15 protein-coding genes are annotated in these 16,835 nt (G+C 42.0%); 2 read left to right on the top strand and 13 right to left on the bottom strand.

All coding sequences use genetic code 11. The features are described 5' to 3' along the window. Positions 1-15: 15 nt before the first annotated feature. The 9 genes from ACO067_RS13630 to ACO067_RS13590 all read right to left on the bottom strand — a co-directional run bounded on the left by ACO067_RS13630 (position 16) and on the right by ACO067_RS13590 (position 9,972). Complete coding sequence (locus tag ACO067_RS13630) at positions 16-1,101, bottom strand: BF3164 family lipoprotein (protein ID WP_421874909.1); 1,086 nt, start codon at positions 1,099-1,101, stop codon at positions 16-18. A 54-nt stretch (positions 1,102-1,155) separates the two neighbouring features. Beyond that, positions 1,156-1,362, bottom strand: a complete 207-nt coding sequence (locus ACO067_RS13625; protein ID WP_421874908.1) for a hypothetical protein — start codon at positions 1,360-1,362, stop codon at positions 1,156-1,158. Positions 1,363-1,722: 360 nt separating this feature from the next. Beyond that, the gene (locus ACO067_RS13620) at positions 1,723-2,790 is read right to left on the bottom strand and encodes a BF3164 family lipoprotein (RefSeq protein ID WP_421874907.1); all 1,068 of its coding nucleotides are present in this window, start codon (positions 2,788-2,790) and stop codon (positions 1,723-1,725) included. A gap of 87 nt (positions 2,791-2,877) precedes the next feature. Beyond that, the gene (locus tag ACO067_RS13615) at positions 2,878-4,041 is read right to left on the bottom strand and encodes a 6-bladed beta-propeller (protein ID WP_421874906.1); all 1,164 of its coding nucleotides are present in this window, start codon (positions 4,039-4,041) and stop codon (positions 2,878-2,880) included. Positions 4,042-4,057: 16 nt separating this feature from the next. Further along, complete coding sequence (locus ACO067_RS13610) at positions 4,058-5,257, bottom strand: 6-bladed beta-propeller (protein WP_421874905.1); 1,200 nt, start codon at positions 5,255-5,257, stop codon at positions 4,058-4,060. A 191-nt stretch (positions 5,258-5,448) separates the two neighbouring features. Beyond that, complete coding sequence (locus tag ACO067_RS13605) at positions 5,449-6,615, bottom strand: hypothetical protein (RefSeq protein ID WP_421874904.1); 1,167 nt, start codon at positions 6,613-6,615, stop codon at positions 5,449-5,451. Between the two features lie 206 nt (positions 6,616-6,821). Continuing rightward, the gene (locus ACO067_RS13600; RefSeq protein ID WP_421874903.1) at positions 6,822-7,658 is read right to left on the bottom strand and encodes a hypothetical protein; all 837 of its coding nucleotides are present in this window, start codon (positions 7,656-7,658) and stop codon (positions 6,822-6,824) included. Then, positions 7,655-8,659, bottom strand: a complete 1,005-nt coding sequence (locus tag ACO067_RS13595; RefSeq protein ID WP_421874902.1) for a BF3164 family lipoprotein — start codon at positions 8,657-8,659, stop codon at positions 7,655-7,657. Before ACO067_RS13595 ends, ACO067_RS13600 begins: the two co-directional genes overlap by 4 nt. Before the next feature lie 182 nt (positions 8,660-8,841). After that, complete coding sequence (locus ACO067_RS13590) at positions 8,842-9,972, bottom strand: DUF4221 family protein (RefSeq protein ID WP_421874901.1); 1,131 nt, start codon at positions 9,970-9,972, stop codon at positions 8,842-8,844. A 147-nt stretch (positions 9,973-10,119) separates the two neighbouring features. Between ACO067_RS13590 and ACO067_RS13585 the strand changes: the two genes are divergently transcribed. Further along, the gene (locus ACO067_RS13585; protein WP_421874900.1) at positions 10,120-13,173 is read left to right on the top strand and encodes an efflux RND transporter permease subunit; all 3,054 of its coding nucleotides are present in this window, start codon (positions 10,120-10,122) and stop codon (positions 13,171-13,173) included. Here ACO067_RS13585 and ACO067_RS13580 read toward each other — a convergent pair. The 4 genes from ACO067_RS13580 to ACO067_RS13565 are packed head-to-tail and all read right to left on the bottom strand — an operon-like array spanning position 13,170 to position 15,453. Then, the gene (locus tag ACO067_RS13580; RefSeq protein WP_421874899.1) at positions 13,170-13,646 is read right to left on the bottom strand and encodes a heme-binding domain-containing protein; all 477 of its coding nucleotides are present in this window, start codon (positions 13,644-13,646) and stop codon (positions 13,170-13,172) included. The genes ACO067_RS13585 and ACO067_RS13580 overlap by 4 nt on opposite strands. A gap of 43 nt (positions 13,647-13,689) precedes the next feature. Further along, on the bottom strand, positions 13,690-14,343 hold the full coding sequence (locus ACO067_RS13575) for an SDR family NAD(P)-dependent oxidoreductase (RefSeq protein WP_421874898.1): 654 nt from the start codon (positions 14,341-14,343) through the stop codon (positions 13,690-13,692). Between the two features lie 56 nt (positions 14,344-14,399). After that, a complete protein-coding gene (locus tag ACO067_RS13570; RefSeq protein WP_421874897.1) occupies positions 14,400-15,044 on the bottom strand; it encodes an NADPH-dependent F420 reductase in 645 nt (214 codons plus the stop codon). Between the two features lie 34 nt (positions 15,045-15,078). Beyond that, positions 15,079-15,453 (bottom strand): MarR family winged helix-turn-helix transcriptional regulator, encoded by a 375-nt coding sequence (locus ACO067_RS13565; RefSeq protein WP_421874896.1) that lies wholly within the window; start codon positions 15,451-15,453, stop codon positions 15,079-15,081. Positions 15,454-15,589: 136 nt separating this feature from the next. On the opposite strand from ACO067_RS13565, the gene ACO067_RS13560 reads away from it, so the two are divergent. Further along, a complete protein-coding gene (locus ACO067_RS13560) occupies positions 15,590-16,816 on the top strand; it encodes a hypothetical protein (protein ID WP_421874895.1) in 1,227 nt (408 codons plus the stop codon). Positions 16,817-16,835 lie beyond the last annotated feature (19 nt).

The following is a 16,835-nucleotide window of genomic DNA, read 5'->3' as shown; positions in this document are numbered from 1 at the left end:
AACTAAACTAGTCAGTCATTCTTGCTCCAGCTTAAATTCGGCAATGCCGGGATTTCCGTCCACAGTCAACCCATAAAGAATGCCTCGCTCTTCATCTAAAGTTATATCTATCAGCTGACGATCCATTTGGTAATAAATAAGGGGCTCTCCTTTAAGAGAGAATTTCAGCACTTTATCAAAGGCTTTCGAGTGAAGCCGATCTACTTCATGCCTGGTATAGCCGGAGTATAACGCATAAATAAAGTCATTGGTCACTATTGAAGTGGCATACCCATATTTATTCTCAAAACTAGTTTGAGCCAGAAGTGGATAGCCTCTCGAGTTGTCCACCACTACGCTGGGAAAACTGTTTTCCGGTCCTCTAAGACCAAAAAGCTCTCCCGTTTCTCTATTCAATACTTCCAAATGGTCAATCTTGACAGATGAAAGTACAAAAACCTCTCGGGCTTCATTGGTTTTCAATACACCTGAATAAAGGGTCGAAATCACATTAGGAGGCCAATTCATCTCTACCATATTACTCCAATTCCCCCATTGATTGACCTTCTGCTGATTCATAGTAAATTCATGAAATTTCGATTCTCCATCAGAGAAGGTTCCGAGTAAAGTGGTATCCGATGAGAAGGCAAAATCCATCATGTAAAAAAGACTGTCCTGAAGAAGGTGCTGTCTGGTTGGGTAAGGTGAACTATTCTTAAGATCAAAATAACTTAACAGTTTTTGACCATCTACGCTCAAAGCCCAAAACGCATTGGACTTATTCACATCAGGATAAATTCGCCAGGGCATTCCAATTTCCTTAGGGCCAAATCCATTTACTCCAACATGTCGCATACAGCTGTAGTCCTTTTTGTTCACAATGTGTAGGAACGTATCAGCCTGTTTTTCTCCAACTAAAACGTAATCATTGAGTGAATAGATGGATTTTGGGATCAGGAAATCTCCATTCTCCAGTTTTTTACCTTTCAATTCGATATGATGATTGAAATCACTTGCAGAGAAGTATTTGATGGCGTATCCATCAGCAAACTGCTTAGTATCGTCACTGCATGCCCAAAGCACCAGTATTGACAAATACGGAATTAATTTAGCATAATTCATTCAAAATTATTTAGAAGACCACCTCACTAATAGCAAGGCAGTCTACATTCCCACTTAGCCTCCAATGCCTCCTTCTTCAGTACACTCTGTACACTCATGACCTGTGCATGTATCATCGTTAATCAATGTTGAATAGGTAAAAACCATTCCATTTGGATGTCTGCAATCTCCTGCTGTGGCTTCACAACAAATAGAAGATGATGCTGCAAATCCAATAACCATTGCAAAAAAGAATAGAGAGGTTTTAAGATACTTTTTCATATCAAATTATTGTTATAATTGACTATCTACTCTATTGATAGCTTTTCGATATCCGCTAATCAAAAAAATCCGGCCGGTGAATTTTTGATTTTGACAATGTATAACAGGGGGGGGGGTATTCTGCAAGTCTTTCCGTTGTTTTTTATGAAAATACATACCGTTCTGTATCATTTGATAGTATTTTGTGGCTATTTGCTATCATTTGATATAATGGTTTTGCTTAGTGGAGTTGGTGGGTGTTAGGTGATCTTTCTAGAGTACACCGATAATTGTCATAGACCTGGCACAGAGGTAATGGTAATGGTAATCTGTCCAATTAAATTGAAGTAGCAATGGTCATATACCATCGCTACGAAAGTTCTAGAGCTGATAAACAATGACATTCGGATTGCCATCGTATGTGATTCCATACACTATCCCGTTTACATGATCTACGTCAAAATCAACTAATTGCTCATCGAACTGTATGTACTTAACCGGATCACCACTTAATGAGAATATCAACAACTTATCGAAGGCTTTTTCTTTAATGATATCAACTTCACGCCGGCTATAACCTGAATAGAGTGCATAAATGAATTTTTCTCCTATTACAGCATTTGAATATCCATATAAATTCTCATAACCTAGCTCCATAAGCATCGGGTAGGAACTAGACTGATCCACAGTAACATTTGGGAATTCGTTTATTGGTCCTCTCAAACCAATAGAAGTGCCGTCTGTTTTATCAAAAATTTCTAAATAATCTATTTTGGTAGATGCCAATACGAATTTAGATTTTGCCTGATTTGAAGTAAATGCTCCATTAAAAAGTGACGATATGACGTTAGGAGGCCAATCCTGATCAACCATTCCTTCCCATGAACCCCAAACATTTAACTTCTTGTTGTTCAATGAATATTCGTAAAATTTAGCCATCCCATCTGAATATGTCCCCAGAATTGAGCTGTCAGAAGAAAAAGCAAAATCCATCATTAAAAAAAGACTGTCTCTAAGCTGGATTTGAGTATCAGGATATACAGACGAGGAAGTCACATCAAACCTACTTAGTATTTTTTCTCTACCCATTCCAAGGTACCAAAATGTACTGTCTTCTAGGCTTTTCATTAGAAACTTATAGGGATACTCAATTTCCCTTGGACCAGAACCCCTGATACCTAAGTGTTTAATGCATTTGAAGTTGTATCTACTCAGTACATGTATTAAAGTATCGGTCGTCTTTTCAGCAACTAGAAGTAGATCTTCGTTCAGAATTTTGATTCTTCTAGGTACCATGATATCATTGCCAGTCTGTTTCGTTCCCCTGATATTTATTTTCTCTACAAAATCTGACTCATCAAAATGACGGATAGCAAGACCACTATCCAAATATTCTGAATCCGATTTACATGAAACAACGGATACTGAAATTATTAAATGCCCTTTCATTTACACTTTACCATCGATTTTTAATATAATGCTGTATGTCATTCTATGCGTTAAATTCAGTCTCACCTAGCACTAAAAATCGTATTGTCAAATGGTATCTTGGTTGAAAGTCAGGACTACCACTATTGGATTGTCATAATAATCCCTTGACCGATCGGTGAGCAGGTCGTATAGTATCGGGTAATCGCTATGAATACGCTGCTGGAAGTCATTTGTCTTGTCATCAAACCCAGCAGGATTCAAAAAGGAAATGAACTGATTCGGTCCAAACCCGCAAGGCGCCCAGAGTATTTCAGCAAGCGGATCATTTGCAAGTGAGCTTCTGGCATATAACTCCCCATCATTGTAGCTGTAAAACGCATATCCATGGTTTTTGTCATAATAGTCAAAGACTAAGCCCCAGTTATTACTATAAAATTGAGAACCTAGATAGGCGGTTTCAAAGGTTTCCACCTTTTCCCAAAAAGCATCTAGCTCGGTCTTTCTATCACCAGGCCAAGTCAGAGGGCCGAGATCAAATCGATATTTATGAGAAAGGTTCATATCACTATCAAATTCGTAGATGACAGGGTCGGCCGTTTCTGCATAGAGGAATCCACCATTCTGTATATTAGAAATGCCTCCACTAAAATCAATGCCAAAACGGTAATTGCTTGGGTCGTATGGAAAATATCGATCAACAACCTCGCCTATTCCATCCGTCAAGTATAAGTTATGCGTATCACTGTTGTACCCATTGAACCAGGCCATCTGCTCACCACACTGTGCAAATCCAATGGTAAAGAAAGAGTTGGTTTGCTTGCTATAATAGTTTCCTTTCAAATCATATGCAAAATAGCCAGAATGCGAATTAACCAGGACTTTTAAGCGGCGTGAACGGTCATCCCAAAGAATATCCATAGGTCTTCGGTATTCACCAGGACCGTCCCCATTTTGTCCAATTCTATTTAGAAATTGACCTTGTTCGTCAAAACGAAGTACAGCATTCAAACGCTTATCCAGAATAATCAAATTGGAACCTACTTTTAAGATTTTCGAAGGTCGAGACAGAAGGACACTATCGGAGGTTTCGAGTTGGATAAACTGCAAATCAGCAAAATCGTTAAATTGAATTGGTTCAGATAATTCAGTCGAAATAACAATTTCTCTATCAGCGCCATCCTCCAAGAAGGTTTCCTGGCTTTGCTCTGCTTTTTGAGAACAGGCAGTAAGTATCAAGAACCCCCATATCCAATTTACTAACCCATTCATTCGTTTGACACTTGTATCAATCATCGAACAACCCGTCATTCAACCGATACCTCATCAATACCGGGTTGCTCTCCTGAGTCAGGCTATCCATAATTTGTGCAATGCTGGATGTGGATTGCATAGAACTACCGGGTTCGGCCTGCTCGAGTAACCTCTCCACATTTAAGACGCCAATCAATTGATCTCTATGAGTAGCAATCGGCAAGGCAAACAAACCATCATCCAGATCATTGATCACGTTTTGCACGGCCAATAGCTTACCAGACTTTTTGTGATAGATACATAGCCATGGATCTCCAAAGTCATATGGATCATCCGATACAAAATCTGGATCCCTCATCAGCGTCCATAAGGTGATAAAACCTTCTGTCTCTGTCAGTTGGTGTGACATAGTCATCACATTTCCTTTCCTAAATACCTCTTCCACTGCTTCCGTTTCGCTGGTGAGCTCCTTTCTTGAGATGGGCCAGCCATAAGGCTCAAAATCTACTTTCATTTCAAACTCCTTCTGGCCGTTACTGGAATTAAATTGGTAGTATTCACCCAAAAGTGGTTTGGTGTAAGTCATGTGACCATCATAGCTAGTCATGTACCCGGGAAATGGCGCATCATCGATTACATTTTCATAAGGAAAATAACTTTGCTCAATAGTCGTGTAGGTGGAGTCTAGAAGATAGAGCACCTGGTTGTAAGCTGTATCCGCAATATCATATGGCGAGTAGACCCATCTCCGATTGTTTCCGGCCAATTCCATCTCTGAAATCATAAAAGGTACTTTCCATTCCTTGTCGTAATGTCCAGCAAACGAATACTGAATTACCTTTTGCGAATGTGAATCCGCAATTTCGATCCCAGCTTCGGTAAGGATAAAATCACTAATGTATTGATATTCGCCAACGCCCTCGCCTACCGAACCTACTTGCCCAACAAATGATCCGTCTCCTCGAAAAATGAGTACAGTCTGCAGGTGGTATTTGTCTAAAACATAGATCAACGAATCGGTAAAGGCAACTTTCTGAATCTCCCCGATCAGAGGCGCTTCCTTTGACTGAAGCGGAATATAACTGAGCTCTGTATCAACAAGCTCCGACAGATTGATGGTGCGCTGGAAGGTAACTGGTATGGCTAAATTTTCATCAGATTCTTGTGGAGAATCCGAACAGGAAAAAACAATAGCAAGTAGTAGAAAGCCGGTGGCTTTAAGTAGTGTGTTCATTTGGTTTGGTGAAATAGTTAATCAGAAGCATAACACTGCTAACCATTATAGACAGGTGCAGCAACAAGTAAATTAAAAGCCAATTCATGCTTTAGCAAGGGGTACCGTTATTTATTAATTCCAGTCAGTCGAATCATTTTTCCTTTAGTAATCACATCACTTGATCAGAACCACCAATTCAAACCTTAGATCTATTCTGACAGCTTATCCGAATCCACTACATAAAACACTTCGGAATCAGGATGCTCCATTTTGGACTTAAACAATAGTCGGCCCTGATGATCTACACCTTGAAAAGTCTCGAAACTATTCGGAAGCTTATAAACCTTGCTAGTCCTATTTTCTTTATTAAATACGGCTAATCGATATTCCCTTCGATTCACTCTCTCAGCTTTGGTCTCAAAGAGTGATTGCTCCGGTAAACCCAAACGATATTGCACGTAAATTTTATCATCCTTGCTAGTCAATGCTGTAATTGAAGCATTAAGTATCCTGGCCTTTTGTAAAACTTGACCACCCGGCATGCCTTCTGATAGATTGGTTTTAAACTCAATATTAAAATCAGGCAACTCCAACTTTATTGATGTAGCGGTTTCATTTTGGATATTCAATGAGTGCAACATCAAATCAGGACTGTGCATAAAATAAAGGATTGAGGTGTTCGGATCATACATGTAGAAGCTGCCATAGTCAGGATAATGGTATTGGTATTCAGCAAAAATGGATTCGAGTGGAAAATTCATGACCAGCTCACTCGAGTCCAGTGACGGTTGAGAAGTACGGTAGATCATACCAGCGTGGTAACTTCGATAATACTTTTCAAGAGAACTTGGATCCCCCGGATTATTCGCCGTGAAATCAAAAAATGGCTTTTGAGGATCCATGATGAAAATGGAGTCTTTGTTGATGATATCGACATACAAGGTCTTCCTTGCCGACTTGAATGGAAATTTCTGATGAATCCTGTGCAGCAGTTCACCTTCTGAAGAATAAAACGAAATGCCTCTGCTACTCAGTATGACTAGCTTGTCTTGATGTATCGCAGACTGATAAACAGATTTACCTACGCGATCCATGACTTCACCAGTGAGTGTAAGTTCTCGGATTAGTTCACCTTTTGGAGAAGTAATGACAAAGTCTCCAAGATCAGTTTGGAACACCAAGTCTTCGGCCATCTGTCCAACGAATCTTAGTCTCTCGGCTTTATCTATAACCAACGAGTCGTATTGGGAAAACTTTTGAATACTCTCAAAAGCAATTCCCTGTTCCTTTGATGCATTTTCCTGGGTTGGCTCAGTACATGACACAATCAGAAAACTAAGTCCTAAGACGAAACAATAAACAGATTTCATATTCATAGTGTAGGTGGCTTTGTAGAAAAGAGAACTAAGGTTGGTCTTAAGGAATACGTATCAATTGGAAGAAATATTGTTTAAAGTGATTGGCATACTATTTCTAGGCAGACTATGATGCCTGGACGGGTAGTCACTTCTGATATTCTCAGGGCCACCTTCCCAAGGTCTATGGCAAATAAGACCTCACAAACCAATTATTCTGAATCATTTCACTTCCTCAAGTACGCTTTGATTTTAGGTTCGAAAATCGCATGAGGATCATAGCAGTCTCCCAGGCGCCAATAGAGCACTTGCTCTCCATCTGTGAGGAAACTGAAGCTGGACATCAGATACTTTTTGTATTGATACCGCATCCTGAAATTTGGATCCAAAACGAAGCTCAACTGTGGATACTTCTTGTCCCAGGCAGTCACCCGTGTCTGCTTACCAAAATACCCCAAATTATTAGTGATCAACACAATATCCAGCTGATCTCCATATAAGTCTTTAAGCTCTTGAAATTTAGAGGGACTACTGTCAGGCAGCTCATGTGGTGCCATATACTGAACATAAAGGGTTAATCCTTTAGAATGCTTGAATTCAAAGGGTGATCCGTCTAAGTTTTTGGCATCCAACCCGTCGTATTCTTTGGACCAATGCTGGTCGTAGGCAAAATACAACATCGCCACTAGCTCTGTATTTCCGAGTTGAAGTTCTTCAGCTTCGAGGACCAGATCAATGTATCCACCGTGTTCCAACCGAAAGGTGACCGAATCCTTGGTATAGCTGAGCGGAACATCTTCCCCGTCTGGACCTTTTACCGAAAGGCTCTCTAAAGGGACACCTTCATTAAAAACCAGCTTATGAACTCCGGGCTCCACACGAGCGGTGAATGGACCCTCTTGTAACTCTTGATAGGTGACAAACTGAAAGTCATAAAAATCACTACCTCCCTTCTGGTCAAAAGCATGCCAGTCAAACGGAGCTACCTCTTTGACTGGTTGTTGTCCATAGGCGCATAGACTAACAACGAATGTGAGAAAATAGGTGGCAGTGGGTTTAATCATAAATTGTTTTCATTCCATTTATATCTTAACAAGGGTTCATTCTCTGTATCATTGGTGTAAATCCAAAGGGATTCTGTTTCCGGATCTACGGCAAAATTAGCGATGGTTAGTCCCAGGTCTATCTCAGCAACAGGGTTTCCATCCAAATCGAAAATAAACAATGACCTGGCCTGATTCATCGAGTTGGTTTCAGGATTAATGACCTCATCACCTACGTACTCTGCATATAGGTAGTTCTCAGTGGCCTTGGTATGGCGGTATGCGGCTTTTTTGTCTCTGGGACCGGTTATCTTTAGTTTATCTGGTCCGATAACTGTCCTCAGTTTGAGGCCTTCAGTATTGAGGATTTGCAATGCATCATAATGACGATATGCAAGCGCAATGTTCCCATTTGGTAAATAACAAAAAACATTGGCAAATTGTGAAAAGGCATCCCCTACCACCAAAGCATCATCAGATGGATAACCAGATGCCACATACCGTTTGCTATCAGAGTCAAATTGCATCAGTAAACTATCCGTATCAGCGAAGGTCTGCCCTATGAATTGACCATTGTTAGTTGGCGCAAAACCCATGAGAATTGGTGTATCTGGAGGGTAGGAAATAACCTCAGACCAATGAATAACCGAATCACGATTGACCAAACTCAGGTCATAGCGAACCATCTGGCTTTTGCCATTATCCGTCACCCATATGGAGTGGTTGTCGAGAGCTACTGTTAGGAAACCTGGGCTGGTTATCTCCGTTTCAGATCCTCCACGCGTGACCAAAGAGCCCAGATATTCGAAACTATCCTTACTGTAAACATCAATTAACTCCTCATTTTGCAAATGGACATCATAAAAGACCAAGTAGTCCCCTACCAAATGCATCGCAGGAAGAGACATAAAACGCTGTAAGTCATGCCGGGATCTCAGCTCCAGATCTTCAATTTTCTCCGTGAAAGAGTCAAAAGTGATTTCCCTGGCAGGCTGATTCGTGCAAGAACCAATCAAGTTCATCAACAAGGTTAGTAGACTTAAACGACGTAAAAGTAGGGTGTTAATCATTCAGACTTTCGTGGCAGATTCGTGAATCCACCGTTTGGTTTGACCTATTAAATTAATGACGCAAATCTTATCAATCAAGGGTTTCTATCATTACATTCAAAATAAGCATACGGCGAGTTTTTACCACCCACTAATCACAAATCCAACACATCCAAATAAATACGGTCTTCATCCTCCTCGTGTCGCTGCAGGTAGAGGTCACCGCTATGAATAAAAAAACAGTCTTTTTCGATCAGGTATTTGTTGTATGGAAGTAGGTATTCATTGAGGGTCTCGAAATCTTCGTTCATGACCAAAAGGGTAAATTGTCGAACCTCACTTCGTATCGGGTCCCCATCTTCGATATCCATTTCACTGATCGGTAGACCAACAAATCGATAGTAGTGGCCTTTTTTGGGATTATAGATCAAATCATGATAAGCCCATGACTGCTTAATACGTGACATGACTTCTTCCTGACTGAACTTTCGGAGTTCTCCAAGATCATCAGATTTCACTGTAGGCAAGGGCGGTGCTACTTCATCCGTTTTTAAAGTACTTCTTGCCGACACCTTGTGCGTAAAGTTGAGATCAGCATCATACATATAAAGAGAGTCCGACGCTGGAAAACTGAAAGCATAGCTTTTACTATTTGGGTTATAAACATAATTCCAATAAGTAAAATCGGCCATGCCATAGTATCCTTCGACGACTTCTGGCGGAATGGGATTGAAATAACGTAAACTATCAGTTGACAGATCCACCTCCAAAAGGAGCATCCTGTCTGTCCTATTGGTGTAATAATTAACTGCTACTAACTTATCCCCGGATTTATGAATCAGAGGAATGTGATTGGCATAAAATAGTGGTAATCCCTTCTGCTCTGCCTGCTTGAAAGAATGTCTTGATAAGAATTTCAGGGAATCATCCAGCACATACAAAGTGGAGGATTGATCCAGATAAAAGATAGCATCCGAATTCGGAAAACTAACTGATAGGACCGCACCAACTTTGTTAGGTCCTTCTTTGGCAAACAAATACGTCCGGTCAAGTTGGCCAGTAGCCAAATTATAAATCTTAACCGAGTTGTCTACGACGTTTATGGAAGTCACCAAGGTTTTTCCATCGCGCTCCAAAATCTGAGGGTAAACCAAATGATTGAGCGAGACACTGTCCACCTCCAGTACTTTCTCAGCCTTGACCTGGATGGTGTCGAGCTGTCCATAATCAACACTTGTTTTATGATTGCATTCAGTGAAGACAGCCATCAGTAATACCAAGGTCAAACAAGGGAGGATTGAAGAGAGAATAGGTCTCATTATCAGCATAACACAATTAGCTCGAACAATTAGCAAACTAACATACTTTCAACTTTCTTGCTATTTATTCTACAAGTAATGGTTTGATTTCTCCCTTCCAGTTATCTTTCCGCCATGTCTGCATTCCGCACGGTATTGGTATTTACCATTTTAGCGCTTTTGGGTGTGCTGCTAGCCCCCAAACTAAGCCTGCATTACACGCCAGCACCCATCAGTTCTGCATTCACGATCTCCTACCAGATGTATGGTGCGTCTCCGCTTATCATCGAACAAAAAATCACCTCCATCCTGGAAAATGAGCTCAGCCAGATTGATGGTATTCAAAAACTATACTCACGCAGCGGATATGGTTCTGGATACCTCACTTTGACCTTTGATGCCAATGAAGATTTGGCCTTTAAAAAAATAGAGATCATCTCACTGCTTCGGGGAATTCAAAAGGAACTGCCGCCAGAAGTGGGTTTTCCCCAGGTAAGTCTGCAAACTGATGAGGACGAAAATGACTCCCCTTTGCTGATTTATGCAATCTACGCCGACATGGCTACTTCAGACATTCAGCAGGTCATTGATCAGCAAATGATCGCCAGGCTATCTACCGTAAAAGGCGTACAACAAGTAGACCTCTCAGGTACCTCCACCAAGACTCTGGTCGTCAATTACCGTCAAGATCAGCTGGATCGCTTGGGTATTGCTCCCAGAGAAATCGTACAGGCATTGCAAAGTCAGACTTCATTGGCCTTCCAATATTCCATACGCGATGGGCAGTTGGAGCTCCCGGTGCTGATCGGAGCTGAGAAAAAGCTAAATGAACTCCAATCCATTCCAATCGGCAAAGAACTGCAGCTTGGTGATATCTGTCAGATCATCATGCAGGATCGCGAAGATGAGCGCATTCACCGAATCAACGGAAAAAAAGCCATCCTACTTTCGATCATGGCTGCCGAAGCGGTCAACCGAATTGAAGTGGCAGAAGAGGCGGAGCAAGTCGTGGCATCCATTTCGCCGCAGCTACCCTCTTCAATAAACGTCAGAAAACGCTACGATGACACCACATTTTTAAAGGAGGAACTTCATAAAGCTTCTTACCGGACCATTTTTTCCATCATCATCCTCTGCGGATTCATTTTACTATTTACACTTCGATGGAAGCAACTGGTTATTCTGTTTTCTGGGATTCTCATCAATGTAGGGCTGGTGCTTTTGCTTTCGTATCTCTGGGGCCTGGAAATACACCTGTATACCATAGCGGGACTTACCGTATCGTTTGGATTGCTTATTGACAATGCCATCGTGATGCTGGACCACCTAACCAAGTACCGCAACAAGCAAATATTGACAGGACTTTTGGCCGCTTCCCTCACTACAGTAGCAGCCCTGGCTGTGGTCTTTTTCCTTCCTGCAGAGGATCGGCAAAACCTCTCAGATTTTGCACTCATTGTCATCTTATCTCTGAGCTGCAGCCTCCTGGTGGCCTGGCTGTTTACTCCTTCTCTGCTGGAACTGGTGGGTGCCAGAGTATCGAAATCATCCAGTGGGAAATCAAAGCGAACCATAAAAGTCTACCAGTTCTACGATCGGTTAGTCATCTGGCTGGCGTCTAAAAGAGGTTGGCTAATCACTGCATTGACTTTGGCGTTTGGCCTACCGGTTTATCTGCTCCCGACAAAAATCGAAGGACAGGAGTGGTACAATGATACCTATGGCAATGACTACTATCAGGAGGAAATTCGACCCTATGTAGATCGCGTATTGGGAGGAGCCAGTCGCCTGTTTTACCGAAATGTGTTCGAAGGTGGTGGCTTTCGGGAACCAGGAAAAACGCGATTGTACGTACGAGCTTCATTGCCCTATGGCCATAGCATCGAGCAAATGGATTTTACCCTACAAAAGGTAGAAAAGTACCTGGCTACTGTTTCTGGTCTGGACGTGTTCTTATCCTATGTGTACTCGGGTACTAGTGGACAAATCATTATTGAGTTTGAAGAGAAAGAAGAAAAAGGTGGCCTGCCCTATGTGCTGAAAAACCGTCTTACATCCAAAGCACTAGATTGGGGTGGTGTGGACTGGAGTATCTATGGTGTGGGGCGAGGCTTTAGTAACCAATCCGGTGAGCAGCTGCCCAGCTTTCGGGTTCAGATGAAAGGCTATCAGTTTGACAAATTGGAAGAAATGGCCGGAGTTTTTGCAGAGAAGCTCCTAAAGCACAAACGCATCCAGGAGGTTAATATCAACGAACACCTGAGCTGGAACTCCAAAGACTTAAAAGAACTGCGGTTTCAATATCAGGATCAGTGGAACGCCATCCCTACAGCTGCTATTCACCGTGCCTTCCAGTCTGCAGCCAACCAGTCTTACCGGTCCGCTCCGGCTGGTTACGCCTCTTTAAACAATGAGCGCGTGCCTGTCTATTTAGATCCAGAGAGAGCCTCCACATTCAGTCCCTACAAGTTGCTCAACTACAACTTTGATGAGGTAAAACTCGGACTGATTGGTCATCTAAAAGAAGAAACGGGCAATCCGCAGATCCACAAACAAGATCGTCAGTACCTGCGAATGGTTGGCTTTGACTATTTTGGAAGTCATCGATTTGGTCAGAAGTATTTGGAAGAGGTAATGGAAGAAATGAAGCCAATTCTGCCACCGGGATTTAGTATGGAATCCTCTCGATACAGCTGGTTTGGTGAGAAAGAAAAAAGACAATACTCACTCATCATTGTGCTCATTATCGCTATTTACTTGATCTGTGTGGTCTTCTTCGAAGATTTTAAAAAGCCGCTACTGATCGTATTCATCATTCCACTTTCCTTTATTGGACTCTTCCTGATTTTTGCGTGGGGAGGCTTTTACTTTGATCAGGGAGGTTATGCGGCATTTCTCATGCTCGGTGGCCTGGTCGTTAATGCGGCCATTTTCATATTCAGTGACTACAACCAGCAAAAAGGTCGCATCCAATCCAGAAACGTAACCAAAGCGGTATTTCAGAAAGCCTGGCCGATTACGCTTACGGTAGTTTCCACTTGTGTTGGATTGATTCCGTTCCTAATCAATGGAGATCAGGAGGTCTTTTGGTTCTCGCTGGCGATAGGAATGATCGGAGGACTGGCATTTTCTACGTTACTGGTACTAATAGTGCTTCCAGCCATGATGGTGCGGAGGAAAAGAACTTAACTGCCTTCTTCCTCTACATTGATTTTCTGCATCTCTGATTTCGCCCAGTTGACTAACAGGTCAACTTGCTCTTGTGTCAGACGAGCTTCACTGTGTATCCAGGTGTAGGAATCCAATGGCATTTCACCCTCCTCTACTTCTTCATAAATTTCTTCCAGCTTGTGATGCTTTCTTTTAGGCGAATAAGTCGCCCACTCAGAAAAGTTTAAGTGGCGACTACCATCGGCTATGTGCTCATTGATCCAGAATGAAACAGGAGCTACGCTGGCATACCATGGATAGATCACCTCTGTAGAATGGCAATCGTAGCACGCTGCCTTAAGGAGGTCACTGACTTCCGCATTAATGACCATCTCCTGATGAATGTCATTGGGGTTATCTACTATTGTTTCGGGTCTGTCGGTAGGCCAAAACTGAATGAGGACAAGCACTACAGCCAATCCAATCGATGTGCGTTTGATCCAGATGTTCATTTGGCTAATTTAGCGAAAGTCTTTAGACAAAAATTGGTCAGGTTTAATATTCAACTAAGTGAAATGCTTTAGACTCTTCTTTGTGAATCTTCCAAAACTCCTCAGCAATCATGGTGGGGTTGTACTTAGGGTCTTTAGCCTGCACGTATCCTTTGACCACTACGGTACCAACCTTGATATGAGCATATGACAGTTCAGATCCCAGCTGCTTAGCGAGATTCAAAATGGCAGCTTTACCTATGGAGAGTGATCCATAATTGGGATGTGGCTCCAATGCTAGTCCACCTCCTGTAAACAATATGGTTCCTTTCTTCGATTTCTTCATCGCTCGCACTACTTGCTTCACACTGTGCAGTGCCCCTCCCACATTCGTTTTGATGTCAGAAGCAATGGAAGCAATACTCTCTCGAAGTATGTGTTTGTCCTTAATCCTTGCCGCATTGTAATGCAATACCTCTGGATCCCCTAGTTCTTCTTTCAATTTTCGAAATGCCTTCGTCAGCTGGCTTTGGACAGATACATCCGCGACATAGTATTCACTGGGAATGCCATCCTTGAAGAGCATGTCCTTAAAGATTTTGAGTTTTTCTTCATTGCGAGCAATCATGGCAACTTGATATCCGGCTCTACCAAACCTCAGAGCAACTGCATAACTGATCCCACCGCCCATTCCGGCTATAGCGATGACTTTTTCCATAGTTTAAAAAAATTAAGTGAATAGCCTTAATACAAGACTATTCACCTCCAGATTGTTTATTTCAACAACTTAAATGCATGAGACCATTGATTCTGAGTGAAGCCTGGAATACACCACAACATGCTCAAAGGCTCGATAGCTCGTGCAGCAGTAGCCGCTCCCATATCCGCTACCTCCCATCCGAATTGTTCCAGGATTTCAGTGACCTCTTCTTTGGCTGATAAATGATTACCTGCGATAAACATGGTAGGCTTCGAGACAAAATTTGGATGAACCATATGAGCAGAGCCAATCGAATTGAATGCTTTGACAAAGTGTGCCTCAGGAAATGATGACTGAAGTTGCTCCATTAGGGATTCGTTAGGGCCGGTAAAAAATTGGAGCACTCCATTTTCCGGACCGGCTTGGTCATCTATTGGGTTCGTCGCATCGATAATCGCTTTCCCTTTGAGGCTAACCTCATCCAGACTTGTCAAAACTTTTACAACATGAGCTCCTTTAACGGCCAACACAACTAGCTCACCAAATGTCGCCGCTTCGGCAAATGATCCGACAGATCCACTTTCCCCTGACTGAGCGTTCCAGTCAGCAAGTTTGCTTAAGTCTCTCGTTCCGATCTTCACGGCATATCCTTCCTTTAAAAATCCGTCAGCCAGGGCCTTCCCAACCATGCCTGATCCAATAATTCCTATCTTTTTCATATTTGCTTGTACAACTAATTGTTATTCCAAAATATTATTCCTTTAAGATTTCACTCGCATCATACGCCACTCTGGCCAGGCCGGCTGCAGCTTCCTTACCTATCTTTTCATTGTAACTATTCAATAGTTCATTCCATGATTGCTCCAAATCAGGTTGCATTTCCTTACCACTTTCAGTTGGCCAGAGGGAGGAACTTTTACCCTCAGATCTCCGGGAGATCAACCCTTTGACTTCCAGTTTATCTAAAAACCGAGTTATCGTGGAAGGGGTCATGTGCATCTCCTTCGCCACATCAGATGGATTGGTACCCGGGTTTCTATTAATCGACATCAGTGCAAACGCATGAGATGGCGCAAGCCCTGTCTTAGCAAAAGCCTCCTCTGCTATTCGGGTGAGGTTTCTTGCCAAGGAATTAGCAGAGAAATATAAACAATCACAAAAGTAAGATCTATCGTCAGTCATTATATTTGTATGTACAAGCAATAATACTAAAGATTGAAATAATAGTTATCTTTTTTAAGATTTTTTCAACTCCTACTTCATTATGAAAGCTCGCCTACTTGTCTTTCTGGCTGTGTCTTTACTACATCATAGCGTTTTCTGCCAATTAATGCCAGATAGAAAAGCGATCAAAGTCCTGCTTGAAACAAATGATCAAGAGCAATTAAGAGGATACCTCGCTGACATTACTGAAGACTCAGTCACCTTGTTCTTTCCAGAAAACGGATACGATTCTACCCTTTCCTATGAGGCAATCAATCGAATTGTCCTTCTACAGAAATCGTCTTTTCTCACCGGACTGATCAAAGGATTTGTCTTCAGCGAAACACTGATTGTATTCACCACCTTAGGTGAAAATGACAGCTATTTTGGCCCCTGGTTTTTCTTTGTACTTGGCAATTTTCTCATAGTAGCCCCTACCAGTCTGCTTACCGGACTGGTAGCGATGACTCCAAGCCTGTACATTGACACCACCAGCCCGACCAATATCCTGAAACTTCGAAAGACAAGATTCAACAAGTTCTTCGTTCAGTCGGATAGTATTCGAATTACTGAGAAAGGAATCGCTCGGCTTCATAGATTATCATTTTCAAAAGATCTGGAAAAGCCTTCCAGGCAACTGGGATATAGTCCTCGATTTTACCTTCAACCATTCGAACCGGGCATCTGGTGGACTTCCATTGGTGATCAAATAATTGAAAATTACCAGAGTCAGTTTCCAGAGGTAAGTCAGGATAGAAGAGGTCAGATAGAATCATCCTTTGGTGTTGGCTATAGCCCCAACAGTCACTGGGAAGTAGGATATCAACTCACTAGTTCATTTTACGGCGGGTCCAGCCTAGCCTATTATGACACCAATGTCTCTCATTCTGTGAACTATAACTATGAGTTTGTAATGCATAGTGTCTATTTACTCAGAAGGTTTAGTCCGTATCTCCATGGCGTCAGTGACAACTGGCAATTCAACGCAGGTGTGGCTATTTCGCAAATGACACCAGATTTGTATACCTATATTTATGCTGGTGATGACATGAACGGAAGCTATGAGGAGCGCAACAGTAAGCAATCTCTTTTTGGGTTAGGCGTGATTGGCTCTATCGATCATTACGTGTCTAAGAGTTTTTCCTTTTGTCTTCGCTTCCAAAACTCCTGGTTCACTTCCATGCGCATTGATGATTATTCGAATCAAGAGTTTGGACTTTCATGGAATGAATCTACCATCAACCCACGAACCACTTCCCTTTCACTGGGTATGAGACTACAATTCTGAGATTCTGCGTACAATAACT

It is taken from the genome of Marinoscillum sp. (assembly GCF_965229915.1).
Taxonomy (GTDB): Bacteria; Bacteroidota; Bacteroidia; order Cytophagales; family Cyclobacteriaceae; genus Marinoscillum.
Note: the sequence above shows the minus strand (reverse complement) of the source record. Positions and strands in the feature narration are given on the sequence as shown.

Excerpts from the sequence above, each read along its gene's own strand:
- ACO067_RS13630 (WP_421874909.1), bottom strand. The coding sequence starts at position 1,101 with ATGAATTATGCTAAATTAATTCCGTATTTGTCAATACTGGTGCTTTGG.
- ACO067_RS13625 (WP_421874908.1), bottom strand. The coding sequence starts at position 1,362 with ATGAAAAAGTATCTTAAAACCTCTCTATTCTTTTTTGCAATGGTTATT.
- ACO067_RS13620 (WP_421874907.1), bottom strand. The coding sequence starts at position 2,790 with ATGAAAGGGCATTTAATAATTTCAGTATCCGTTGTTTCATGTAAATCG.
- ACO067_RS13615 (WP_421874906.1), bottom strand. The coding sequence starts at position 4,041 with ATGAATGGGTTAGTAAATTGGATATGGGGGTTCTTGATACTTACTGCC.
- ACO067_RS13610 (WP_421874905.1), bottom strand. The coding sequence starts at position 5,257 with ATGAACACACTACTTAAAGCCACCGGCTTTCTACTACTTGCTATTGTT.
- ACO067_RS13605 (WP_421874904.1), bottom strand. The coding sequence starts at position 6,615 with ATGAATATGAAATCTGTTTATTGTTTCGTCTTAGGACTTAGTTTTCTG.
- ACO067_RS13600 (WP_421874903.1), bottom strand. The coding sequence starts at position 7,658 with ATGATTAAACCCACTGCCACCTATTTTCTCACATTCGTTGTTAGTCTA.
- ACO067_RS13595 (WP_421874902.1), bottom strand. The coding sequence starts at position 8,659 with ATGAACTTGATTGGTTCTTGCACGAATCAGCCTGCCAGGGAAATCACT.
- ACO067_RS13585 (WP_421874900.1), top strand. The coding sequence starts at position 10,120 with ATGTCTGCATTCCGCACGGTATTGGTATTTACCATTTTAGCGCTTTTG.
- ACO067_RS13580 (WP_421874899.1), bottom strand. The coding sequence starts at position 13,646 with ATGAACATCTGGATCAAACGCACATCGATTGGATTGGCTGTAGTGCTT.
- ACO067_RS13575 (WP_421874898.1), bottom strand. The coding sequence starts at position 14,343 with ATGGAAAAAGTCATCGCTATAGCCGGAATGGGCGGTGGGATCAGTTAT.
- ACO067_RS13570 (WP_421874897.1), bottom strand. The coding sequence starts at position 15,044 with ATGAAAAAGATAGGAATTATTGGATCAGGCATGGTTGGGAAGGCCCTG.
- ACO067_RS13560 (WP_421874895.1), top strand. The coding sequence starts at position 15,590 with ATGAAAGCTCGCCTACTTGTCTTTCTGGCTGTGTCTTTACTACATCAT.